Source organism: Microbacterium sp. NPDC077391, from assembly GCF_040686955.1.
Classification (GTDB): Bacteria; Actinomycetota; Actinomycetes; order Actinomycetales; family Microbacteriaceae; genus Microbacterium; species Microbacterium commune.
The window spans coordinates 39134-61168 of record NZ_JBFBMI010000001.1 but is presented as its reverse complement, the minus strand read 5'-3'; the positions used below and the strand labels follow the sequence as shown (position 1 = coordinate 61168).

At 70.8% G+C, this 22035-nt stretch carries 22 protein-coding genes; 7 read left to right on the top strand and 15 right to left on the bottom strand.

The features are described from left to right. The first annotated feature begins 10 nt into the window (after positions 1-10). The gene (locus AB0O65_RS00270) at positions 11-1897 is read left to right on the top strand and encodes a DUF5107 domain-containing protein (protein ID WP_363382018.1); all 1887 of its coding nucleotides are present in this window, start codon (positions 11-13) and stop codon (positions 1895-1897) included. A 301-nt stretch (positions 1898-2198) separates the two neighbouring features. Beyond that, positions 2199-3002, top strand: coding sequence for a MerR family transcriptional regulator (locus tag AB0O65_RS00265; RefSeq protein ID WP_071643648.1), 804 nt, complete (start codon positions 2199-2201; stop codon positions 3000-3002). 189 nt (positions 3003-3191) lie between these two features. Here the strand turns inward: AB0O65_RS00265 and AB0O65_RS00260 are convergent, their stop codons facing one another. Next, entirely contained in the window at positions 3192-4415 is a 1224-nt protein-coding gene (locus AB0O65_RS00260; protein ID WP_363382015.1) for an FAD-binding oxidoreductase, read from the bottom strand. A gap of 157 nt (positions 4416-4572) precedes the next feature. On the opposite strand from AB0O65_RS00260, the gene AB0O65_RS00255 reads away from it, so the two are divergent. Beyond that, on the top strand, positions 4573-5055 hold the full coding sequence (locus AB0O65_RS00255) for an Lrp/AsnC family transcriptional regulator (protein ID WP_071643646.1): 483 nt from the start codon (positions 4573-4575) through the stop codon (positions 5053-5055). A 127-nt stretch (positions 5056-5182) separates the two neighbouring features. Here AB0O65_RS00255 and AB0O65_RS00250 read toward each other — a convergent pair whose 3' ends face one another. The 7 genes from AB0O65_RS00250 to AB0O65_RS00220 all read right to left on the bottom strand — a co-directional run bounded on the left by AB0O65_RS00250 (position 5183) and on the right by AB0O65_RS00220 (position 10633). Beyond that, the gene (locus tag AB0O65_RS00250) at positions 5183-5956 is read right to left on the bottom strand and encodes a DeoR/GlpR family DNA-binding transcription regulator (RefSeq protein ID WP_363382012.1); all 774 of its coding nucleotides are present in this window, start codon (positions 5954-5956) and stop codon (positions 5183-5185) included. Between the two features lie 30 nt (positions 5957-5986). Then, positions 5987-6853: a class II fructose-bisphosphate aldolase gene (locus tag AB0O65_RS00245; protein WP_363382009.1), complete on the bottom strand. Its 867-nt coding sequence runs from the start codon at positions 6851-6853 to the stop codon at positions 5987-5989. Then, positions 6850-7962, bottom strand: coding sequence for a PfkB family carbohydrate kinase (locus tag AB0O65_RS00240; protein WP_363382006.1), 1113 nt, complete (start codon positions 7960-7962; stop codon positions 6850-6852). The genes AB0O65_RS00245 and AB0O65_RS00240 overlap by 4 nt, the downstream gene beginning before the upstream one ends. Continuing rightward, a complete protein-coding gene (locus tag AB0O65_RS00235; protein WP_363382003.1) occupies positions 7959-8945 on the bottom strand; it encodes an ROK family protein in 987 nt (328 codons plus the stop codon). The genes AB0O65_RS00240 and AB0O65_RS00235 overlap by 4 nt, the downstream gene beginning before the upstream one ends. Before the next feature lie 33 nt (positions 8946-8978). Beyond that, positions 8979-9872, bottom strand: a complete 894-nt coding sequence (locus AB0O65_RS00230; protein WP_363382001.1) for an SIS domain-containing protein — start codon at positions 9870-9872, stop codon at positions 8979-8981. Positions 9873-9999: 127 nt separating this feature from the next. Next, positions 10000-10305 (bottom strand): chorismate mutase, encoded by a 306-nt coding sequence (locus AB0O65_RS00225; protein ID WP_071643903.1) that lies wholly within the window; start codon positions 10303-10305, stop codon positions 10000-10002. Between the two features lie 4 nt (positions 10306-10309). After that, a complete protein-coding gene (locus AB0O65_RS00220) occupies positions 10310-10633 on the bottom strand; it encodes a hypothetical protein (protein WP_071643901.1) in 324 nt (107 codons plus the stop codon). Between the two features lie 93 nt (positions 10634-10726). On the opposite strand from AB0O65_RS00220, the gene AB0O65_RS00215 reads away from it, so the two are divergent. Further along, a complete protein-coding gene (locus tag AB0O65_RS00215; protein WP_313480223.1) occupies positions 10727-12013 on the top strand; it encodes an AI-2E family transporter in 1287 nt (428 codons plus the stop codon). A gap of 67 nt (positions 12014-12080) precedes the next feature. On the opposite strand, the gene AB0O65_RS00210 is transcribed toward AB0O65_RS00215, so the two are convergent. From AB0O65_RS00210 to AB0O65_RS00180, 7 genes are all read right to left on the bottom strand, one after another. Next, positions 12081-13001, bottom strand: coding sequence for an ABC transporter substrate-binding protein (locus tag AB0O65_RS00210; protein WP_363381996.1), 921 nt, complete (start codon positions 12999-13001; stop codon positions 12081-12083). Positions 13002-13021: 20 nt separating this feature from the next. Continuing rightward, positions 13022-13750, bottom strand: a complete 729-nt coding sequence (locus tag AB0O65_RS00205) for an ABC transporter permease subunit (RefSeq protein ID WP_363381994.1) — start codon at positions 13748-13750, stop codon at positions 13022-13024. Then, positions 13747-14418, bottom strand: coding sequence for an ABC transporter permease subunit (locus AB0O65_RS00200; protein WP_071643895.1), 672 nt, complete (start codon positions 14416-14418; stop codon positions 13747-13749). Before AB0O65_RS00200 ends, AB0O65_RS00205 begins: the two co-directional genes overlap by 4 nt. Continuing rightward, complete coding sequence (locus AB0O65_RS00195; protein ID WP_191712370.1) at positions 14415-15236, bottom strand: ATP-binding cassette domain-containing protein; 822 nt, start codon at positions 15234-15236, stop codon at positions 14415-14417. Before AB0O65_RS00195 ends, AB0O65_RS00200 begins: the two co-directional genes overlap by 4 nt. 103 nt (positions 15237-15339) lie before the next feature. After that, a complete protein-coding gene (locus tag AB0O65_RS00190) occupies positions 15340-16749 on the bottom strand; it encodes an NAD(P)/FAD-dependent oxidoreductase (protein ID WP_363381991.1) in 1410 nt (469 codons plus the stop codon). Positions 16750-16851: 102 nt separating this feature from the next. After that, on the bottom strand, positions 16852-18027 hold the full coding sequence (locus AB0O65_RS00185) for a beta-propeller fold lactonase family protein (protein WP_363381988.1): 1176 nt from the start codon (positions 18025-18027) through the stop codon (positions 16852-16854). Between the two features lie 25 nt (positions 18028-18052). Next, positions 18053-19339 carry an adenylosuccinate synthase gene (locus AB0O65_RS00180; RefSeq protein ID WP_071643889.1) on the bottom strand — a complete coding sequence of 429 codons (1287 nt, stop codon included), beginning with the start codon at positions 19337-19339 and terminating at the stop codon, positions 18053-18055. A 289-nt stretch (positions 19340-19628) separates the two neighbouring features. Between AB0O65_RS00180 and AB0O65_RS00175 the strand changes: the two genes are divergently transcribed. Genes AB0O65_RS00175 through AB0O65_RS00165 form a run of 3 tightly spaced genes read left to right on the top strand, consistent with a single transcriptional unit; the run spans position 19629 to position 22025 of the window. Continuing rightward, positions 19629-20654, top strand: coding sequence for a MoxR family ATPase (locus tag AB0O65_RS00175; RefSeq protein WP_313480217.1), 1026 nt, complete (start codon positions 19629-19631; stop codon positions 20652-20654). A gap of 5 nt (positions 20655-20659) precedes the next feature. Continuing rightward, positions 20660-21550, top strand: coding sequence for a DUF58 domain-containing protein (locus AB0O65_RS00170; RefSeq protein WP_191712375.1), 891 nt, complete (start codon positions 20660-20662; stop codon positions 21548-21550). After that, complete coding sequence (locus tag AB0O65_RS00165) at positions 21537-22025, top strand: hypothetical protein (protein WP_191712376.1); 489 nt, start codon at positions 21537-21539, stop codon at positions 22023-22025. Before AB0O65_RS00170 ends, AB0O65_RS00165 begins: the two co-directional genes overlap by 14 nt. Positions 22026-22035: the final 10 nt, after the last annotated feature.

The following is a 22035-nucleotide window of genomic DNA, read 5'->3' as shown; positions in this document are numbered from 1 at the left end:
GAGCGTCATCATGACTGCCACCCTCACGCTCGACTCCGTCACCCTCCCGTCGGCGCCGGTCGGCGCGCCGAATCCGCTGCCCGCGGTCGCGGCGATGCCGCAGGCGCCGTATGAGGCGGCGACGGACGGGCTGCCGGACGACCTGGCCGAGAACATCCGGTACGGCCAGGTCAGCAGCATCCACCCGTATCTGCTGCAGGATCAGTACACCCGCGAGCGCACCGACTCGCCGATGCGCGTCGCCGTGCTCGAGAACGATCTCATGCGGGCCGAGTTCGCCGTCGACCTCGGCGGGCGCCTGGTGCGCCTGCTCGACAAGACGACCGGGCGCGATCTGGTCTACCGCAACACGGTGTTCCAGCCCGCGAACCTCGGGCTGCGAGACGCCTGGTTCTCGGGCGGGGTGGAGTGGAACATCGGCATGCGCGGCCACTGGCCGCTCACCTGCGCACCGCTGTATGCCGCCGCGCTGACCGCGCCCGATGGTGAACCGGTGCTGCGCATGTGGGAGTACGAGCGCATCCGAGGGCTGATCGTGCAGATCGACGCCACGCTCGACTCGCAGGTGGCGGCCCTGCACGTGCGGGTGCGCGTGCGCAATCCGCATGCCGAGGAGACCGGCATGTACTGGTGGACGAACATCGCGGTCGCCCAGACCGAGGGCTCGCGGGTGTTCGCCCCGGCGACGCACGCGTATCAGACGCAGTACGACGGGACTCTCGCGCGGGTGGACGTCGCGGCGCCCGACGTGAGCCGACCGGCGCAGGCCCCGGCCGCCGCCGACTGGTTCTACGTGCTCGATCGGGCGGCGCAGCCGTGGATCGCCGCGCTCGAGCCCGACGGTTCGGGCCTGGGGCACTTCTCGACCCCGCGCCTGTCGGGACGCAAGCTCTTCGTCTGGGGCGACACCGCCGGGGGTCGGCACTGGCAGAAGTGGCTCGGCGGCTCGTACTTCGAGATCCAGGGCGGCCTCGCGACCACCCAGTACGAGCACCTGCGGATGCCGGGCGGTGCCACCTGGGAGTGGACCGAGACCTTCGTGCCGCTGCAGGTCGACGGTGCCGACGGCGCGTGGGGCGCGGCCGTCGCCGTCGTCGGCGAGGCCGTGCATCGCGCTGTCGGCGGCTGCGACTCGTCACGTCTGGATGCGGTCGCGGACGCCGCACCGGAGCGGATGCTGAACCGCGGCGCCGCCTGGGGAGCCCTCGAGGCCGAGCTCGCCGCGCGCTTGGGTCGCGACTTCGACGCCCTGCCCGGGGTGCGCTTCGACCGGGATGCGGGCGACGAGGGCGAGTACTGGCGCGCGCTGCTCGACGGATCGGCGCCCGATGCCGGCGTGGACGCCCCGGTGTCGTACGTCGCCGGAGAAGATTGGGATCGCCTGCTCGGGGCCGCGCCGGCGACATGGCTGACCCACTACCACCGCGGCGTGATCGCGCACGCCGCCGGGGCCGTCGACCGCGCGGCGGCGCACTACGAGGCGTCGCTGCGGCAGCGTCGCAGCGCGTGGGCGCTGCGCGGGCTCGGTTTGGTGCGCATCGCCCAGGGCCAGGTGGATGCGGGCATCAACGTTCTCACCGACGCCGCGTCTCTGGCGCCCGATCTCGCGCCGCTCGCGCTGGAACTCGGCGAGGCTCTGCTGATCGCAGGGCGGGCGGAGGAGGCATCCGGATTCCTCGCCGCGCTTGCTCCCGCGGTCCGAGCGCAGGGGCGGTTCCGCGTGCTCGCGGTGCGCGCGGCGCTGGCATCCGGAGCGCACGACGAGGCCCGACGGATGCTGGAAGACGAGTTCGATGTGCCCGACATCCGTGAGGGCGAGCTGAGCATGTCGGATCTCTGGCGCGAGGCCTTCCCCGACCGCCCCGTGCCGGAGCGCTACGACTTCTCGATGGCCTGACGCCGCGCTGCCGGGCTGGATTCCGCCGGTGAGGGGTCGATTGCGTACGGTTTCGCCCGCATGAGCGTACGAAACTGACCCCGGATGCCGGGCGGCGCTCTCTCAGGCTGCTCGAGCGTGCTCGCGCCAAGCGCTCACGCAGCGCATCCGTCTGCTGCCACGCCTCCTGAGCGCGGCGGCTCCGCAGCCGCTGCGGGCTCACCAGCACCGCGACCACTTCGCCGTGATGCGAGATCGATGCTTCTTCGCATCCATCAGCCAGACTTGACCCTGACACGGTGAGAGGCGGTCGAGTGGAGCCATGTTGTCCATCGGAGCGTTCGCGCAGATCGGCCAGGTGACCCACCGCATGCTGCGACACTGGGACACCGCAGGCCTGCTCGTACCCGCCCACGTGGACGAGCACAGCGGCTACCGCTCGTACGATCCCTCACAGCTGCACCGACTGCACCGGATCGTCGCGCTGCGCCAGCTGGGGTTCGGTCTCGAGCAGATCGGCGTCATGCTCGATGAGGGCATCGACGGGGATCGACTCATGCAGATGCTGCGCGGACACCGCGATGCGGTGGAACGCGAGCACCGCATCGCGACCGAACGGCTCGTCGACGTCGAACGGCGCCTCCACCTGATCGAAAGCGAGAATCGCATGTCATCCGCCGAGTTCATCGAGAAGCCTTTGCCCGCCGTCCGCCTCATCGCCCGCACGGCGACCGTGCCCGCCGACGAGGTCGGCCGGCATGTGGGAGCCATGTTCGGCGAGGTCGAAGACGGCCTGCCCGAGACGGAGGGGATGCTCGAGACGCCGATCGCGCAGTACCGACCGACCGATGACGGGGTGCTGCTGACCATCGGCTACGCGTATGCCGGCGATCCCGTCGAAGGTCTAGAGATCATCGAGCTCGCCGCGGAGGAGCGCGCGGTGTGCGGCATCCATCTCGGCGCGATGTCGGGCATCCGCAAGACCTGGCACGGGCTGCACACCGAGATGCTCGCCCGCGGTTTCGTGCCCTCGGGTCCGTGCCGTGAACTGTATGTGCGGTCGTGGCCCCTCGAAGACGAATCCCGCTGGGTCACCGAGCTGCAGCAGCCCGTCTCGCGGGCCTGAGCAAGCGGAGCCGGGGCTGTCAGGGATGCATCTCTCCGTTCGGGTATCCGCCTGACCGGACGAACACATCCCCGACCGCGGATGCAGGCACGCGGGGCTGGATTCCGCCGGTGCGGGGTCGATTGCGTACGGTTTAGGCCGCGTCGGCGTCCGAAACCGACCCCGGATCCCGGGAGCGGGGGCCTCGGGTCAGCGGAGGGGGTTGAAAGGGCGGATCTCGGGGGCGATGCGGCCCGTGGTGATCTGCTCGGCGAGCAGCTTGCCGGTCGCGGGGCCGAGCACGATGCCCCACATTCCGTGACCACCGGCGACGTAAACGTTCGGCGCCTGGGTCGCGCCGACCAGCGGCAGACCGTCGGGGGTGACAGGGCGGGAGCCGACCCACTCGTCCTGACGGTCGTCGAGGTCGAGACCCTGGAACATCTCGCGCGCCTGCGCGATGATCGCCTGCACGCGCCGCGGCTGGAAGGGCTCGTCGGGACGGCGGAACTCCATGGTGCCGGCGATGCGGAAGCGCCCCTGGTAGGGGGTGCACGCGATGCGCTGGAACGGGAAGTACACCGGGTGCTCCTGCGGCACCGACGTGGCGACCGTGAACGAGTATCCGCGGCCGGCCTGCACACGGGTGCGCACCCCGAGCTTGCGGGCCAGCGCGGGCATCCAGGCGCCGGTCGCGATCACGACAGAATCGGCCTCGAGTCGCTGCCCGTTCGACATGGTCACCACGGGACGGCGGGTCGACGAGACGTCGGTGACCTCGTACCCGGTGATCAGCTCGGCACCCCGCTCGACGACGGCATCAGCCAGCGCCTCGACGAACGGCGCCGGCTCGAAGAAGCGCTGCCCGTCGAGCCGGTACGCATGCGTCACAGCATCCGACAGCACCGGCGCCAGCTCGCGCGGGTTCTCGAGACGCTCGAACGGCACGTCCTGCCCGTGCCGGATCACGCCCTCGATCTCGTGCAGGAACCCCTTGGCGTGGTCCTTCTCCTTGAAGCCGATCACGAACGGGCCCTCGCGGGTCCACGACTGCACACCCCCGTCGATCAGCTCGTCGAAGCACTCCAGCGCGATCTTGTCGATCGGCGTGAGGTCGGCCATCGTCCGATCCCAGGCACGGTTGGTGCCGTGCGCGGCGAACTGCGCGAGGAACGACCAGAGCCCGGCATCCACCCGGAACGGCACGTGCAGCGCGGCATCCGGATCGAGCAGGGCCTTCGGCCCGTAGGTCCACAGACCGGTGTCGGCGAGCGGGATGGTCTTGCCCGGCGTGAGCCACCCGGCGTTGCCCCACGACGATCCGGCGGCGACGCCGACCCGGTCGATGACCGTGACGTCGACCCCGCGCTCCTGCAGATGCCATGCCGTGGCGAGACCGACCATTCCTGCACCGATGATGATCGTTCGCGTCATTGCGTCCTCCTGAGAGAGCTGATGAGAGGCGCGAAAGCGGACACCCCTACCTGCGATTATGCGGATTCTGGCGATCTGCGGATGCTGCGTCGAAGATTCTGCGTAGAATCGCGCTCACCTGATCAAATTCTTCATCTCACGACGAGGAAGTGCGCACATGGCCCCTGATTCTTCGGCATCCGGCCAGACCCCCCTGGACGCCGTCGACCGCATCCTCCTTTCGGAGCTGAGCCGCAACGGCCGCATCTCGAACACCGAGCTCGCCGCGATCGCCGGCATCGCCGAGTCGACGTGCCTCAAGCGCGTCCGCGCCCTGCAGGCGAACGGCGTGATCGTCGGCTTCCACGCCGAGATCTCGCCCGAGGCGCTGGGCCTGCACCTGGAGGCGCTGATCACCATCCGCCTGCACGCCCACGCCCGCGGGGATCTGCGCCGGTTCCAGACCTACCTCGAACAGCTCCCCGCGACGCAGCGGGTGTACTTCCTCGCCGGCGACCGCGACTTCCTCGTGCACGTCGCGGTTCCGGATGCCGGGGCGCTGCGCGAACTCGTCTCCGACACCATCAGCCTGAAGCCGGAGGTGGCGTCGACCAGCACCAGCCTGATCTTCGCCCAGGCGGCCGGGCCGCGCGGGCTGTGACCTGACGCACGCTGGCAGCCGCAGGTCCGGTGATCGCGTGGTCGAGCCCGGTCCGGGTACCCCGCCCCTCCGGCGACGATCCGAACGCCAGCCTGCAGCTCACACGGTGCAGCTCGCCCGCCGCAGCTCACCCAGTGCGAACCTCGAAGCCGGCATCCGTCAGCGCCGTGCGCTGATCGTCGGTCGCCGCGGAGTCGGTGATCACCAGCGGGAAGAGGTCGGGCCCGCCGACGTGGGCGAACGCGGTGCGGCCGATCTTCGACGAATCGGCGACCATCACGGCGCGGTCCGCACGCTGGGCCATCATGCGGTTCACCGCAGCCTCGGCCTCGTCGTGCGTGCTCGCGCCCGCGTCGGCCGAGAGAGCATTCACGCCGATGAAGGCGATGTCGAGCCGGATGCCGCCGAGCAGCTGCTCGACGAACGGACCGACCAGCTCGAAGCTGCGGGGGTGGATGACCCCGCCGGTGACGACGACCTTGAACTCGGGGCGCATGGCCAGCTGGGCGGCGATGTTGACGGCGTTGGTGACGACGGTGATGCCCTGCTCGGCGAGATCGTCGCGCGCAGCGAGCGCGGTCGCGATCGCATTGGTGGTGGTACCGCCGGACAGGCCGACGACCTGTCCGGGCTCGACGAGGGATGCCGCCACCGCGGCGATCTGCTCTTTGGCGCCCGTGGCGTGGTGGCTGCGGAAGCGGATCGGCAGCTCGTAGGCGACGGACTGCGCCACCGCACCGCCGTGCGTGCGGGTCAGCAGGCGGCGTTCGGCGAGGCTGTCGAGGTCGCGGCGGGTGGTGGCGGCGGACGCGCCGAAGCGCTCGACGAGGTCGTCGACACTCACCTCACCCTGGTCTGCGAGCAGGTCGAGGATGGCGGTGAGTCTGGCGGCGCGGTTCATGTCGTGCCCAGTCTGTCAGTCGGGCCGCCGTCAGGCGGATTCGAGGGCGAACAGGCGCAGCATCCGCGCCGCCTCCTCGGTGACCGCCTCACGGGCGGGAGAGAAGTACTTGCGTGAGTCGACGAGCTTCTCGTCGGCGGCGAGCGTCTCGCGGATCGCGCGCGTGAAGAAGCCGTTCAGATGGGTCGACACGTTGATCTTCGTCATCCCGGCGCGGACCGCCTGTACGATCACATCGTCTGAGACGCCCGACGAGCCGTGCAGCACGAGCGGGATGTCGCCTCCCGAGCGGCCGATGCCGCTGAGAGCGCTCTTGAGGCGGCCGATGAGGTCGATGTCGAGCGAGGCCGAGCGGTCGAGCATCGCGTGCGACGAGCCGACCGCGACGGCGAGCGAGTCGACCCCGGTGGCTTCGACGAACGCGCGCGCCTCGTCGGGATCGGTGCGCACACCCGGAGCGTGGGCGCCGTCCTTGCCGCCGACCTCACCGAGCTCCGCTTCGATGTAGACGCCTCGGGCACGGGCGCGCGCGGCCACATCGGCCGTGATCTCGACGTTCTGCTCGTAGTCGAGCTTGCCGCCGTCGAACATCACCGACCCGAAGCCCAGCTCGATGGCCTCGTCGACGAGCTCGGGCCGCTCGGCGTGATCGAGGTGCACGGCGACCGGCGTGCTCGCGCGCCGCGCGACGGCCAGGGTGGCCCAGCCGATCGGCTCGAGGCCGCCGTGGTAGTCGGCGCAGTTCTGCGAGATCTGCAGGATGACCGGCAGGTTCGCGCGCTCGGATGCCCGGACCAGCGCCTCCGCCGTCTCGAGGTGGATGACGTTGAACGCCCCGATGCCGGTACCGGCCTCGGCTGCCTCGCGCATCAGATCGCGTGCGGATGCGAGTGTCATCGGGCCTCCTCGGGGTGGGGTGCGGAATCAGCGGTGGGTCCGGTCGGCCGTGCGGTGACGGTCAGCGCGGACTCCAGGTCGGGCCAGGACGGGTGGATCTCCCCGGCGAGAGGCATGAGCACGGCGGCGGCGGACCACGCGGTCGCGCGACGCAGGATCGGATCCGGATCGTGGATGCCGGCATCCATCAGCACGGCGCACGCCGCGACCGCGGCATCCCCCGCGCCCGTGGGATTGCCGGCGAGCACCTCGCCGAGGCGGGCGTGGAGCACGTCGACCTCCCCGGATGCCGTGGGCGTGACCGCCAGCATCCCGTCGGCCCCGAGCGAGAGCAGCACCAACTGGGCTCCGCGTCGGATGAGCTCGCGCGCACCGTCGACCGGGTCGTCGAGGCCGGTCGCGTCGCGCAGCTCGTGCTCGTTCGGCTTGAGGACGGCTGCCCCGGCATCCGCCGCGGCCAGCAGCGCCGGACCGGACGTGTCGGCGATCACGAGCGCGCCGGCGTCGCGTCCGAGCCGGATCAGGTCGGGCAGGGCGTCGTTCGGGATGCCAGGGGGCAGACTCCCCGAGATCACCAGGACCCGTGCGCCGGGCGAGTCCGGACCGGGGGCCGACACGCCAGATGTCGGACGTTCTCGCGGGATGCGTCCGACATCTGGAGTGTCGGCCCCCCGTTCGTCACCGGCGGCGGGGGCACCAGGGGCCGGGGCACCGGGGGCACCGGCAGCGAGGGCGCGGACCACGGCATCCCGCAGGGTCTTCCACTCCGCGTCAGACGGGGCGACGCCCCGCTCGTTGACCACGGTCGTGTCGCCGAGTGCCTCGTCGACGAGGGCGATGCTGCGCCGGGTGGATGCCTCGACCGGCACGAGCACGTGCGGAACCCGCGACGAGGCGAGTTCCGCGGCGAACTCCTCGCCGGTCGCGCCGCCGGTGGTGGTCACGGCGAGCAAGTCCGCCCCCTGCGCGTGCGCGACGCGGGCGACGTTGAGTCCCTTACCCCCGGCGCGCGCCTGTCCGGCATCCGCCCGGTGCGTGTCGCCGATCGTTAGCGAGGCGACGTGCCAGGTGAGGTCGAGGGCGGGGTTCGGGGTGACGGTGACGATCATGCCTGCACCGCCTGCCGTGCGCGCAGCGCCGACCCGAGGATGCCGGCATCGCCGGACAGCTCGGCCGGGACCAGCGCCGGGATGCGGTGGAAGCTGAGCCGGTCGGCGAGGCGCGTGCGCAGCTCGTCGAACAGCGCACTCCCGGCACGCGACAGGCCCCCGCCGATGACGACGGCCTGCGGGGCGATCACCGCCGTGAGCTGGGCGATCGACATCGTGAGCGCGTCGAGCGCCTCGTTCCAGATGCGCGCGGCGGTGTCATCACCCGCCGCAGCACGGGCGATCACCTCGCGGGCGCCGTCGACCGGGTCGCCGGTGGCCTCGGTGTAGCGGCGCGAGATCGCGCCGGCCGACGCGATGGCCTCCAGGCATCCGCGTGCTCCGCACGGGCACGGCCACTCCCCGAGCGGCGAGTGGCCGATCTCGCCGGCGTAGCCGCCCGCGGTGTACGGACGTCCGTCGACCAGCAGCGCACCGGCGATGCCGGTGCCGATGATCAGCACGACCGCGTTCGCGTAGTCGCGGGCGCCGCCGAGCACGTGCTCGGCCCAGCTGGCCGTACGCACGTCGTGGTCGAAGGCCACGGGCATCCCGAATCGCGCCGCCATCAGGTCGCGCATCGGCGCATCGCGCCAGCCCAGGTTGCTGCTGAACACCCCGATGCCGCTCTCGGCGTCGACGATGCCGGGCACGACGAGTCCGACGGCCTGCGGCACGACATCCGGATGCTGTGCGCGCAGCTCGTCGGCGAGCTCGGCGAGCCGCTCGATCAGCCGGGCGGGGCTGTCTTCGCCGCGCACCGGGGTCGGAGTGCGCCGCAGCCCGAGAGCCGTGCCGTCGGCGTCGAACAGCGCCGACTTGATGTCGGTACCGCCCACGTCGAAGGCCAGCACGGGCGCGCCGGCGCCGATCGAGACAGCAGCGGCGAGCCGCTCACCGGACTCGTCGCCGACCACCTCGGGGATGTCGCTCTGCTCGGACATGCGTGCCCTCCGTCATCCGTCCGTCGTGGGCTGTCAGCCGTCGAGGACCACCGAGCGGGTGAGGTTGCGCGGCTGGTCGGGGTCGAGCCCCTTCGCGACCGCGCGGTCGAGGGCGACGCGGTGCAGACGCACGAGGTCGGCCATCGGGTCGATCGGGTGCTGCACGAAACGAGCGCCCGTCGCCTCCACCTGCGCCTGCAGGCCTTCGGGGGCGGAGCCGAGCTGCCAGGTGATGCGTCCGGGCGCGGCGATGGCGATCGGGCCGTGGCGGTACTCCATCGAGCTGTACGACTCGGTCCACGACTGCGAGGACTCGCGCATCTTCAGCGCCGCCTCGTGAGCGAGCCCCATCGCCCAGCTCATACCGAGGAAGCTGTACTGCTCGGCCTCGGCGAGAGCGTCGTCGTCGGTGCCGTCGAGCACGGCCTGCGCGTCGGAGATCGCGGCGTCGAGGCTCTCACCGACCGACGCGCGGAACAGGGCCAGCGCCGTGGTCGCGAAGCGGGTCTGCACGACCGACTGCTCATCGGCGAAGGGCAGGCCGATCACACTGTCGGCCATATCGACCAGCGGCGAGCTCGTGTCGCCGACAACGGCGATGACGGGCGTCTTGCCCTTCACGCGCTCGGTCAGCTCGAGCACCTCGGTGGTCGTGCCCGAGCGCGTGAGGGCGACGATCGCGTCGTAGCCGCGGCCGAAGGGGAACTCGGATGCCGTGAACGCGTCGGTCTCGCCGTGCCCGGCGCTTTCGCGCAGCGCGGCGTACGACTGCGCCATGAACCAGGAGGTGCCGCAGCCGACGACGGCGATGCGGGCGCCGGATGCCGGGAGCAGCGCCTGCTCATCGCGCATGGCGGCTGCGCGCGCCCAGGTCTCGGGCTGCGAGGTGAGCTCTGCGCGCATGTGCGCCCCGGCGGTGGTGTGCATGGCGACTCCTGAATGCTTGTTTCTGATGTTTCGAACCGGATATCGATCACATTCTGGCATAGATTGCACGCGCGCGAAAAGGCACGATCGCCAAGAAGCGGGATCGCTGCGACGGGCGAGCCGAAGGTCAGCGGCCCTCGGCGGCCTCGGTGTGGTGGCGGATGACCTCGGCGACGACGAAGTTGAACCACTTCTCGGCGAACTCGGGGTCGAGGTGGGCCTCCTCGGCGAGCGCGCGCAGGCGCGCGGTCTGCTGCTCTTCCCGCCCGGGATCTGAGGCGGGCATGTCGTGCTCGGCCTTGAGGCGCCCGACCTGCTGCGTGCAGCGAAAGCGCTCGGCGAGCATGAAGATCAGTGCGGCGTCGATGTTGTCGATGCTGGCGCGCAGGCGCAGCAGTTCAGCGCCTGCGGCGCGCGCGTCGGCGTCATCCACGACGTCAGCTGTGCCGGCGGTCGGCGGGCCCCGCGTCGCCGTCGTCGGGGTAGCGTCCGTCGGTGTACTCGCCCTCTTCCTCGTCGGCGTGGGCGTCGGGGTGATCACCGCGTCCGGCGGCATGGTCGGCGTCGGTGTACGCGCCCTCGCCGTGACGCGGCAGGTGCTGCTCACGGCCGTCGGCGGAGTAGACGCCGTCGGTGTACTCCCCTTCGGCTTCGCCGGCGTGCCCCGCCTGATGGCCGGTCGTCGTGCCGTCGCCGTGGTCGGCATCCGTGTATTCGCCCTCAGCGGGTTCGGCTGCGTGGTGTGCGTGTTCGTCGGACATGGGATCCTCCAAGGGGTCGTCGCACCTCCCACGATAGTCAAGCGCGGGCCGAGAAGGCAGGGTCAGGTCGGCGCCGGCCATAGAGTGATCGCCATGAGCACCGAAGACCCCACGTCGTCCGCCGCCTCCGGCGGCGGCGACTCCCGCGCGGCAGCCAGGGCCAGCCGCGCCGCAGATGCTGCGGAGGCCGCCGAGATGGGCGCGGCCATCCAGGCAGACGCCGCAGCCGATGAAGCCGGCGCCGCAGCCGACGAGGCGGATGCCGCGGCCTCAGCCGCCGAAGCGGCGGAGCACCCCTCGCCGGCCGACGCGCCCACGCCGCGACGCTCGATGTGGACGCGCATGGACCGCCCGTTCCGGCTCGGATTCCTCCTCACGCTCGGCGGTCTGTCGGCGTTCCTGCTCGCGCTCGCGCTCACCAGCCTGTCGACGGTGCTCGTCTACGTCGCGATCGCCCTGTTCGCCGCGCTGGGCCTGAACCCCGCCGTCCGCCTGCTCACCCGGCGCGGGCTGTCGCGCGGCGTCAGCGTCGCCATCGTCATCGTCGCCCTCGTCGCGGCCGTCGGTCTCGTACTCGTGCTGATCGTGCCCGTCGTCGTCGAGCAGATCGCGTCGTTCGTGAAGTCGGTGCCCAAGGTCATCGACGACTTCGTGCACACCGACCTGTACCTCCTGCTCGAGAAGCAGTTCGGCGATCAGATCGGCTCCCTGCTCGCCGATGGCGAGAAGCTGCTCACCGACGGCAAGACACTCACCGCGCTCGGCGGGGGCGCCCTGAAGGTCGGCACCTCGATCGCGGAAGGCGTCTCGGCCTTCGTCATCGTGTTCGTGCTCACGCTGTACTTCGTGGTGGGCCTGCCCGGCATCATCACCTCGATGCTGCGCCTGGCGCCTGCCCGCAAGCGCCGCCAGGCCCGCGGCATCGTCGACCAGATCACCGAGTCGGTCGGCGGATACGTGCAGGGCATGGTCGTCCTCGCGTTCGCGAACTCGATGGTGGCGCTCGTGCTCTATCTGCTGCTGGGTCTGCCGTTCCCGCCGCTCATGGCCGTCGTCGCATTCCTCGTGACGCTCATCCCGCTGATCGGCCCGCTGCTCTTCCTCGCGATCGGCACGGTCGTCGCACTGCTCGCCGATCCTCTGCACGCGCTGATCTTCGGCGTCGTCTACCTGATCTACATCCAGATCGAGGCGTACGTCCTCACGCCGAAGGTCATGAACCGCACCCTCGAGGTGCCGGGCCTGCTGGTCGTGCTCGGCGCGCTGGTCGGCGGTACCCTGCTCGGGCTGCTCGGAGCGCTCGTCGCGGTGCCGGCCACGGCATCCATCCTCATCATCCTCAACCAGATATTCATCCCCCGGCAGGACGAACGGGTCTGACGCGGCCGCAACGCGAACGCGGCCGGGTGGGCGAACCCACCCGGCCGCGCCGGCGCTGTGACGAGGGTCAGATCAGACCCTTGTCCTTCAGCCATGCCTCGGCGATGTCGGCCGACGACTTCTGGTCGACCGTGCTCTGCACGTTCATCGCGACGAGGTCCTCGGCGCTCAGCTCGGCGCTGATGGAGTCGATGACCTCGCTGACCTGGTCGGCGATGTCGCTCGAGACGAGCGGCACGACGTTCGAGGCCAGGATCATGTTCTCGGGGTCTTCCAGCGCCACGATGTCCTCGGTCTGGAAGGCGGGGTCGGCGGAGTAGATGTCTGCCACCTGCACCGTGCCGGCCAGCAGCGCCTCGAGGGTGCCCTGCCCGGTGGCCGAGAACGTCAGGTCGATGCCGTACGCCTCCTTCGCGCCCGCGGGGCCGTACGGGCGCTGCTCGAACTCGGGCGCGGCTCCGATGGTGGCGGGCTCGCTGAGCTTCGACAGATCGGCGATCGAGGTGAGCTCGTTCTCGTCGGCGAACGACGTCAGCACCGTGTAGGTGTCCTGGTCGCTGGCGTCGGCGTACTGCAGCGCGGTGAGACCGTCGGGAAGTGCGTCCTTCAGGGCGGCGTACACGTCGTCGGGGCTGGTGGCCGTCGCCTCCTTGTCGAGGTACTCGAGCAGGTTGCCGGTGTACTCCGGGAAGACGTCGATGTTGCCGGACTCGACCTCGGGCATGTAGGCGTCGCGCTGGCCGATGTTGAACGTGCGCTCGACGGTGAAGCCGGCGTTCTCCAGGCCCTGGGCGTAGATCTCGGCGATGATCTCGTTCGAGTAGTACGCCTGCGAGCCGACGACGATCGTGTCGCCGCCCGTGTCGCCGCTGTCGGCGCTGGGCTTGTCGAGCGGGTTCGAATCCGAGGCGCAGCCGGCCAGTGACAGGGCGGCGACGATGGCGATGCCGGCGGTGACGGCGGTGCGGGTTCTGCTGTGTGTGGACATGGCGGGCCTTTCGGTGTGGGTCAGGCAGGGGCGGATGCCGCGCGTCGAGCGCGCGACGGCGAAGACGGACGGGCGGATGCTGGGGTGCGCAGCCCCGCAGGGACGGCGGCTCGCTGCGCGAGCGCCATCAGCAGATCGACGATGAGAGCCAGGGCCGCGACGAGGATCGCCCCGCCGAGCACCTGGTCGAAACGACTGAGCGGGATGCCCTGAATGATGGGCCACCCGAGTCCGCCGAGGTTGACGTAGGCGGCGATCGTGACGGTGGCGATCACCTGCAGCAGGGCCGACCGGAGCCCGCCGACGAGCAGCGGCAGTCCAAGTCGCAGCTCGACCTTCGTGAAGATCTGCCACTCGGTCATGCCCATCGCCCGCGCCGCATCGATGACCCGGCGGTCGATGGCCTCGAGCCCGGTGTACGCGCCGGCGAGCAGCGAGGGGATCGCCAGCAGCACGAACGTGATGACGGCGGCGAGCGGGGTCTGCAGGATGCCGAGCACGAGCACCAGCAGCACGAGCAGCCCGAACGACGGGATCGCGCGCGCGGCGCCCGAGATGGCGACGGCGATCTCGCGCCCGCGACCGGTGTGGCCGATCAGCCACCCCGCGGGCAGTGCGATCGCGGCGGCGACGGCGACCGAGACGATCGTGTAGATCAGGTGCTGGGCGAGCAGGGTCGGCAGGGCGTAGGTGCCCACCAGGCGATCGGGCGAGAACAGCCAGGCGAGCGCGTCGGCGAAGAGGTTCATGCGTCGGCCGCCTTCGCCCGCCGAGTCGCGATGGCTGTCGCTCGGGTCCACGGCATCAGCGCCCGCCCCGCGAGGATCAGCAGGGCGTCGACGAGCAGGGCGATGACCACCACCGCCACGACGCCGGCGAGCACCTCAGGGATGAGCCGGCGCTGCTGCCCGTTCGTGAACAGGTAGCCGAGGTTGGTCACGCCGATGAGGATGCCCACCGTGGCGAGCGAGATCGTCGACACCGCGGTCACCCGCAGCCCGGCGAGGATCACGGGGCCGGCGAGCGGCAGCTCGATGGTGAAGAACCGGCGCGGCGCGGCGTACCCCATGGCCGTCGACGCCTGCAGCACGTCGGCATCCACCGAGTCGAGTCCGTCGGCGACGGCCCGCACGAGGATGGCGACCGCGTAGATCGTCAGCGCGGCGACGAGGTTCTGCTCGCTGATCACGGAGTACCCGAGCGCCGCGGGCATCAGGATCAGCAGGGCGAGCGAGGGGATGGTGTACAGCAGGCCGGTGAGCACGATGACCGGCCCGCGCACGAGCCGGTAGCGCCAGGCGACCCAGCCGAGCGGCAGCGAGAGCACGAGCCCGAGCACGATCGGGATGAGGCTCTGGCGCAGGTGGATGACCGTGAGCTCGACGATGAGCCCGAGGTTGTCCACCACCCAGTTCATGCGGTGTCCTCCACCAGGCGGCCCTGCGTGCGACCCTCCGAATCGACGACGACCGCGCCGTTCGGCGTCTGCTTCACGGTCAGAGCGCGGCGGCCGCGCTCGGCGCCGATGAACGCCTCGACGAAGGCATCCGCCGGGTTCTCGATGATCTCGCTCGGGCTGCCGACCTGCACGATCCGCGCTCCGCGATCGAGGATGACGACCTGGTCGCCGAGCAGGAAGGCCTCGTCGATGTCGTGCGTGACGAAGACGACCGTCTTGTCGAGCTCGTCCTGCAGGCGGATGAGCTCCTGCTGCAGGTCGGCGCGCACGATCGGGTCGACGGCGCCGAACGGCTCGTCCATGAGCAGGATGTTCGGGTCGGCGGCGAGCCCCCGCGCGACGCCCACCCGCTGCTGCTGACCGCCCGAGAGCTGGCTGGGGTAGCGGTCGGCGAGCGACTGGTCGAGACCGACCGTGGTGAGCATCTCGCGCGCGCGCACCTGTGCGTCGCGACGCGAGACGCCGGTGAGGCGCAGCACGGTCGCCACGTTGTCGAGCACGGTGAAATGCGGCATCAGACCGGAGTTCTGCATGACGTAGCCGATGCTGCGTCGCAGTGCGACCGGGTCGCCGCCCAGCACGCTCTTCCCGTCGATCTCGACCTCGCCGGAGGTGGGCTCGACCATGCGGTTGATCATGCGCAGCAGCGTCGTCTTGCCGCAGCCGGACGAGCCGACGAAGACGGTCGTCTTGCGTGACGGGATGACCAGGCTGAAATCGTCGACGGCGTGGGTGCCATCGGGGAACCTCTTGGTGACAGACCGGAACTCGATCATCGCGTCGCGGCTCCTGCGGGGACAGCTCTCATGCACGTACCTCCTGGCATCCCTTCGAGGGTAGGCGACATCGCCGACATTGCGGCGGAATCGCACCGACCTGTCATGCGGACTGCCTGCCGTACTCCTCGAGGAATCGCAGCCAGATCTCGCTCATGGTCGGATACGCGGGGACCGCGTGCCAGAGCCGGCTGATCGGCACCTCGCCGACGACCGCGATCGTCGCGGCCTGCAGCATCTCTGCCACGTCCGCCCCCACGAAGGTGGCCCCGACGACGACCTCGCGCTCGGTGTCGATCACCACTCGCCCCTGTCCCTGGTACCCGTCGGCGTGCAGCGCCGCGCCCGACACGGAGCCGAGGTCGTAGTCGACGACCGCGATCTGCTGTCGCGTGTCGCGCGCGGCATCCGCGGTCATCCCCACCGAGGCGACCTCGGGTTCGCTGAACACGACCTGCGGCACCGCGGCGTGATCGGCCGTCGCGACGTGACGGCCCCACGCGTCGTCGGCGATGACCTCGCCGCGAGAGCGGGCCGCGATGACATCGCCGGCAGCGCGCGCCTGGTACTTGCCCTGGTGGGTCAGCAGTGCGCGGCCGTTGACGTCGCCGACGGCGTACAGCCAGTCGCTGCCCGGCACGCGCATCGTGTCGTCGACCTGGATCGCGCGGCCGGGTCGCAGCCCCACGGTCTCGAGGCCGATGTCGGCGCTGCGCGGCGTTCGTCCGGTCGCGACGAGCACCTCGGCGGTCGTGATCTCGCGACCGTCATCGAGGGTCAGCGTCACCGCGTCGCCCTCGCGGCGCACGGCGGTGGTCTGCGTGTTCAGCCGCACGTCGACGCCCAGCCCCCGCAGCCCCTCGGCGACCTGCTCACCGGCGAACGGCTCCATCCGCTCGAGCAGGCCGCGCCTGGCGATCAGCGTGACCGCCGCGCCGAGTCCGGCGTAGACCGTCGCCATCTCGACGCCGACCACACCGCCGCCGATGACGGCCAGAGAGTCGGGCACGTGCTCGGCGCCGGTCGCTTCGCGGCTGGTCCACGGGTGGGCTTCGGCGAGACCGGGGATGTCGGGGATCGTGGCATCCGATCCGGTGGCCACCGCGACCGCGTGCCGTGCCCGCAGCACCCGCTCGCCGTCGTCTGTGGTCACGGTGACCTCGCGCTCGGCGGTGAGCCTGCCGTGCCCGCGCACCAGATCGATGCCGGCGCTCTGCAGCCACGTGACCTGGCCGTCGTCCGACCAGTGCGATACGAAGCCGTCGCGCCGGGCGAGCACCTCGGCGGTCGCGATGCTGCCGCCGTCGACTCCCCGCACTCGCTGCGCCGCACGCAGCGCCTGCATGGGCCGCAGCAGCGCCTTCGACGGCGTGCACGCCCAGTACGAGCACTCGCCGCCGACCAGCTCGCTCTCCACGATGACGGCGGTGAGCCCGCCCTGCACCGCTCGATCGGCCACGTTCTCGCCGACGGGGCCGGCACCCAGGACGATGAGGTCGTATTCGTCGCTCATGCCGTCAGTCTCGCCGAGTGCGGCGACTCGTCGACGGGGCTTGACACGGGCAGTGGCGTGCACCGTGCGGCGGACGACGCGCGCCGGCACCGGCCGGCCGGGTCAGCGCGCGGGCAGGATCACCGTCGGCGTCGGCGCGTCGGTGACGTGGCGCACATCGCGCGGGGCTCCGGTGCGCTCGTCCAGGTCGACCACACTGACCGTGCCCGACCGCTGTCCCGCCACGAGCAGGGTGCCGTCGTACACGAGATGGTGGCGGGGCCAGTCGACGCCCGAGTCGGCGAGCGCGAACGGTTCGAGAATATCGCCGCCACCGCGCACGCGGAGAGCCGCGAGCGTGTTGCTGCCGCGCAGCGCCGTGTAGAGGGTGTCCCCGTCGCGGGAGACCGCGAGCTCGGCGGGGAAGTCGACCCCGATCCGGGCGATCGGCGACGCGGTGGTGGCCGAGACGAGGCCCCAGACTCCGTCGCGGGCGGATGCCAGGGTGAACACCTCGCACGAGTACTCGGTGACCACGTGCAGATGCCCGCTGGGGTGCAGCACCATGTGGCGCGGCCCGATGCCGCGCGGCAGCACGACCTCGTGATCGACCGTCAGCCCCGCGCCGGATGCCCGCCAGATGCGCACCAGATCGAACCCGAGGTCGGTGGTGGCGATGCGCCCGTCGGGCAGGAACACCGCCGCGTGCGCGTGCGACACCCGCGGCTCCTCGCCCGCGGGAAGCGGGTGCGGGTCGCGGGCGCGATGCACATCGGGGGCCGACACTCCAGATGTCGGACGGTTCACGGCATCCGGTCCGACATCTGGCGTGTCGGCCCCCGGAGTGTCGAAGAAGCCCGAGGCCCCACCGTCGCCGAACAGCGCGGCGCGCAGGGCCGCGGCCTTGTCGACGCCGGCCGGCACGAGCGCGCCGTCGTCGGCGATGCCGAAGCGGACGACCCGTCCGTCGCCGTAGCAGCTGGCGATCAGCATCCGTCCGCCGGGCGAGACGGCGAGATGACAGACCGAGTCGCCGGCGGGGAGCGGACCGCCGAGCGGACGCAGCGCCGCTTCTCCGGCGCGGGCGAACGCCTGCACCACCCCTGCACCCTCCTGGGCGGCGTAGACGACGTCGAGCGTCGGATGCGCCGCCAGCCACGAGGGGGATGCCACCGGCGCGGCCGTGCCGCGATGGCGCAGCGTCGACGGTCCGCGGCCCTCGTCGACCGAGAGGATGCCGATGCCCTCGGCATCGCCCTCCATGTCGGAGCCGTAGCCGCCGATCCAGAACCGCGTCATGCTGCGTCCTCTCCCGGCTGCGGGATCAGTCGATCAGGTCGTGGCGCACGATCACCTGGTCGCGGGCCGGGCCCACGCCGATCACCGAGATGCGGGTGTTGCTCATCCGCTCGAGGGTGAGCACGTAGTCCTTCGCCGTCTGCGGCAGGTCGTCGAAGGTGCGCGCCGTCGAGATGTCCTCGCTCCAGCCGGGGAAGCTCTCGTAGATCGGCTTCGCGTGGTGGAAGTCGGTCTGGTTGACCGGCACCTCGTCGAAGCGCGTGCCGTCGACGTCGTAGGCCACGCACACCGGGATCTGCTCGAGTCCGGTGAGCACGTCGAGCTTGGTGAGCACGAGATCGGTGATGCCGTTCACGCGCGTCGCGTAGCGGGTGATCGGGGCGTCGTACCAGCCGGTGCGGCGGTCGCGACCCGTGGTGGTGCCGTACTCGAACCCGGTCTTGCGCAGCCACTCGCCCATCTCGTCCTCGAGCTCGGTGGGGAACGGGCCCGAGCCGACGCGGGTGGTGTACGCCTTGACGATGCCGACGATGCGGTCGAGGCGGTTGGGTCCGACCCCCGAGCCGGATGCCGCTCCCGAAGACGTCGCGGTCGACGAGGTCACGAACGGGTAGGTGCCGTGGTCGACGTCGAGCATGGTTGCCTGACCGGCTTCGAACACGACGACCTCGCCGCGGTTCAGGGCCTCGTCGACGAGGTGCCCGGTGTCGGCGACCAGCGGACGCAGCCGCTCGGTGTACGAGAGCAGGTCGTCGACGATCTCGTCGACGGTGATCGAGCGGCGGTTGAACATCTTCACCAGCAGGTGGTTCTTCTGGTCGAGTGCGCCCTCGACCTTCTGCCGCAGGATGTTCTCGTCGAAGAGGTCCTGCACGCGGATGCCGACGCGGTTGATCTTGTCGGCGTACGCCGGGCCGATGCCGCGGCCGGTGGTGCCGATGCGGCGCTTGCCGAGGAAGCGCTCGGTGACCTTGTCGAGCGTGCGGTGGTACGCCGTGATGATGTGCGCGTTGGCGCTCACCTTCAGGCGCGACGTGTCGACGCCGCGCGCCTCGAGCGCGTCGAGCTCCTGGAACAGCACGGCGAGGTCGACGACCACGCCGTTGCCGATCACCGGGTTCACCCCGGGGCTCAGGATGCCCGAGGGGAGCAGGTGCAGGGCGTACTTCTCGTCGCCGATGACGACGGTGTGGCCGGCGTTGTTGCCGCCGTTGAACTTGACCACCCAGTCGGTGCGCTCGCCGAGCAGGTCGGTGGCCTTGCCCTTGCCCTCATCGCCCCACTGGACGCCGACGATCACGATTCCTGGCATGCGTGTACCCCCTGGTGCTGCACGCTTTCGCCGGGTTTGCACCGGCAGATGAGCTGACCCTGATCGGGCGTGACCATCCTATCGGAGGGCCTGCGACGGCCCCCGGCGCATCGGCACGAACCCGCGGGGGCCCTGCGACGCCCCTCGCCCCTCGGCCGGCCGGAGTGAACCGGATCGGGAACCGCACCTGCACGATGCCGCCCTTCGGCTCGCGCATCGGCCGGGCGGTTACCCTGTACCGGGGGTTCTCGGTCGTCGACGAGCGCCCGACGCGCACGAGGAGTGAGAGATGTCTGAGTTCCCGAATCCCGGATCGACCTCGCAGGCGCCCCCCGCCGGAGCGGGCGATCTGGCTCGCGCGCAGCGCATCCTGACCGTCATCTCCGACTCGTACGCGACCAAGATGGTCGGGCAGGACAGCCTGCGCGCCAGCCTGCTCATCGCCCTCATCGCCGGCGGGCACATCCTGCTCGAGTCCGTGCCCGGGCTGGCCAAGACGACAGCGGCGAGCACTCTGGCCGACACCGTGAAAGCCAGCTTCAAGCGCATCCAGTGCACTCCCGACCTGCTGCCGAGCGACATCACCGGCAGCCAGATCTACGACGCCGGAACCGGCAGCTTCCGCACCGTGCTCGGCCCGGTGCACGCCCACTTCGTGCTGCTCGACGAGATCAACCGCTCGAGCGCGAAGACCCAGTCGGCGATGCTCGAGGCGATGCAGGAGCGGCAGACCACGATCGGCGGCGAGGTGCATCCGCTGCCGCGCCCGTTCCTCGTGATCGCCACGCAGAACCCGATCGAGCAGGAGGGCACCTACGAGCTGCCCGAGGCGCAGATGGATCGCTTCCTGCTCAAGGCGATCGTCGAGTACCCGAGCCCCGCCGAGGAGTTCGAGATCCTCAACCGCATCGACTCGGGGGCGCTCGACCCCGACCGGCACGTGGCCGGCGCGATCAGCCTCGACGATGTGCACGACCTGCAGGACGTCGCCTCGCGGGTGTACATCGACCCGGCGATCCGCAACTACATCGTGCAGATCGCCTACGTCACCCGCAATCCGGCGCCGTACATCGGCGAGGAACGCGCCCGGTTCATCAAGTACGGGGCCAGCCCTCGCGCGAGCATCGCCTTCCTGCAGGCGTCGCGCGCCCTGGCGCTGCTGAACGGCCGCACCCACGTGCTGCCGGAGGACATCCGGTCGCTGCGCCACCTCGTGCTGCGCCATCGGGTGCTGCTGACCTTCGAGGCGGATGCCGAGGGCGTGCGCAGCGAGGACATCATCGACCAGATCTTCGCGTCCGTGCCGACCCCGTAGCGCCCATGGCGAGTCTGATCACCCAGGTGAAGGCCACGCTCTTCATCCGCTCGTCGCAGAAGTCGATGCACGCGCTGGACGGCGCGTACGCCTCGCTGCTGCGCGGACGCAGCCTCGACTTCGAGGATCTGCGACCTTACGAGTTCGGCGATCAGGTGCGGGACATCGACTGGCGCGCGACCGCCCGTCACGGCGAGCCGCTGATCAAGCGCACCAAGGCCACCCGCAAGCACACGGTGCTGTTCCTCGTCGACACCGGTCGCGGCATGCGCGCGCTCGCGGAGGACGAGGGCGGCAAGCGCGATCTCGCCGTGCTGCTGACCGGTGCCCTCGGCTTCCTCACCGTGCGTCACGGTGACGACTTCTCCGTCGTCTACGGCGACAGCGCTCGCGTGCGACGGCTGGCGACCGGCAGCAGCGAGGGCGCCCTCGAGCACGCGCTGCGCACGGTGAGCGCGGCGATCGACTCCAGCACGGCGGCGGGGGATCGGGATGCCCTGCTGCGCTACACCGCGCGCACTATCGCACGGCGCATGATCGTCGTGCTCGTCACCGACGAGGCGCCGCTGACGCCCGACACCGAGGGTCTGCTGCGCCGGCTCACCGTGCAGCACGATGTGCTCTGGATGACCGTGCGCGACGCCGACCCCGTCATCCGGCCGGGCAGCGCGGGCGCGCACCGACGCGACGTCGACAGCGGCTGGACCATTCCCGACTTCGTGCACGGCGACGTGGAGGTGATGGCCGAGCTGGCCGCCGACGAGGCGGCCCACACCGCCGCGCGCGATGCCACGCTGCGACGGCTCGAGATCGCGCACGCCGAGTTCGGCGCGCAGAGCGCGGCGGTGCCCACGCTGCTCGCCATGCTCAACAGGAGGTCGCATGCCCGCACCTGATGAGCTGTATCCGCCCGCTCAGTACGGCTGGGGCTGGCTCGTGCTGGCGATCGGCATCCTGCTGCTGCTCGCCGGCGGCGCCTGGCTGCTGATCGCGCTGACCAGGCCGAGGCAGAGCATCACCCTGCCGGGAGAGGCCGCACTCGCACCGCCGGCAGCGGCGGTCCTCGATCAGCTGCGCGGGGAGTACCTGGCCGACGTCCAGCGCATCGAAGACGCATACCGCTCGGGGAATATGACGCCGCGACAGGCGAATCTCGAGCTGAGCCGCACCGTGCGCGCGTTCGTCAACGAGTACTCCGGGCTCGAGGCGCCGGTGCTCGCGCTCGACGATCTCGTCGCTCGCGGCGTCGATCCCGCCCTCATCGACGCGATCCGCCGGCACTACTACCCGAGCATCTTCCAGCGCGGACCCGCGATCGATCCGGTCTACGGCGCCGACGCCGCGCGCACCGTCGTCACGAGCTGGCACTGAGGGGTGACTA

What these genes read in the sequence shown, in the direction of transcription:
- AB0O65_RS00270 (WP_363382018.1), top strand. Translation starts at nt 11, where the DNA reads ATGACTGCCACCCTCACGCTCGACTCCGTCACCCTCCCGTCGGCGCCG.
- AB0O65_RS00265 (WP_071643648.1), top strand. Translation starts at nt 2,199, where the DNA reads ATGTTGTCCATCGGAGCGTTCGCGCAGATCGGCCAGGTGACCCACCGC.
- AB0O65_RS00260 (WP_363382015.1), bottom strand. Translation starts at nt 4,415, where the DNA reads ATGACGCGAACGATCATCATCGGTGCAGGAATGGTCGGTCTCGCCACG.
- AB0O65_RS00255 (WP_071643646.1), top strand. Translation starts at nt 4,573, where the DNA reads ATGGCCCCTGATTCTTCGGCATCCGGCCAGACCCCCCTGGACGCCGTC.
- AB0O65_RS00250 (WP_363382012.1), bottom strand. Translation starts at nt 5,956, where the DNA reads ATGAACCGCGCCGCCAGACTCACCGCCATCCTCGACCTGCTCGCAGAC.
- AB0O65_RS00245 (WP_363382009.1), bottom strand. Translation starts at nt 6,853, where the DNA reads ATGACACTCGCATCCGCACGCGATCTGATGCGCGAGGCAGCCGAGGCC.
- AB0O65_RS00240 (WP_363382006.1), bottom strand. Translation starts at nt 7,962, where the DNA reads ATGATCGTCACCGTCACCCCGAACCCCGCCCTCGACCTCACCTGGCAC.
- AB0O65_RS00235 (WP_363382003.1), bottom strand. Translation starts at nt 8,945, where the DNA reads ATGTCCGAGCAGAGCGACATCCCCGAGGTGGTCGGCGACGAGTCCGGT.
- AB0O65_RS00230 (WP_363382001.1), bottom strand. Translation starts at nt 9,872, where the DNA reads ATGCACACCACCGCCGGGGCGCACATGCGCGCAGAGCTCACCTCGCAG.
- AB0O65_RS00220 (WP_071643901.1), bottom strand. Translation starts at nt 10,633, where the DNA reads ATGTCCGACGAACACGCACACCACGCAGCCGAACCCGCTGAGGGCGAA.
- AB0O65_RS00215 (WP_313480223.1), top strand. Translation starts at nt 10,727, where the DNA reads ATGAGCACCGAAGACCCCACGTCGTCCGCCGCCTCCGGCGGCGGCGAC.
- AB0O65_RS00210 (WP_363381996.1), bottom strand. Translation starts at nt 13,001, where the DNA reads ATGTCCACACACAGCAGAACCCGCACCGCCGTCACCGCCGGCATCGCC.
- AB0O65_RS00205 (WP_363381994.1), bottom strand. Translation starts at nt 13,750, where the DNA reads ATGAACCTCTTCGCCGACGCGCTCGCCTGGCTGTTCTCGCCCGATCGC.
- AB0O65_RS00200 (WP_071643895.1), bottom strand. Translation starts at nt 14,418, where the DNA reads ATGAACTGGGTGGTGGACAACCTCGGGCTCATCGTCGAGCTCACGGTC.
- AB0O65_RS00195 (WP_191712370.1), bottom strand. Translation starts at nt 15,236, where the DNA reads ATGATCGAGTTCCGGTCTGTCACCAAGAGGTTCCCCGATGGCACCCAC.
- AB0O65_RS00190 (WP_363381991.1), bottom strand. Translation starts at nt 16,749, where the DNA reads ATGAGCGACGAATACGACCTCATCGTCCTGGGTGCCGGCCCCGTCGGC.
- AB0O65_RS00185 (WP_363381988.1), bottom strand. Translation starts at nt 18,027, where the DNA reads ATGACGCGGTTCTGGATCGGCGGCTACGGCTCCGACATGGAGGGCGAT.
- AB0O65_RS00180 (WP_071643889.1), bottom strand. Translation starts at nt 19,339, where the DNA reads ATGCCAGGAATCGTGATCGTCGGCGTCCAGTGGGGCGATGAGGGCAAG.
- AB0O65_RS00175 (WP_313480217.1), top strand. Translation starts at nt 19,629, where the DNA reads ATGTCTGAGTTCCCGAATCCCGGATCGACCTCGCAGGCGCCCCCCGCC.
- AB0O65_RS00170 (WP_191712375.1), top strand. Translation starts at nt 20,660, where the DNA reads ATGGCGAGTCTGATCACCCAGGTGAAGGCCACGCTCTTCATCCGCTCG.
- AB0O65_RS00165 (WP_191712376.1), top strand. Translation starts at nt 21,537, where the DNA reads ATGCCCGCACCTGATGAGCTGTATCCGCCCGCTCAGTACGGCTGGGGC.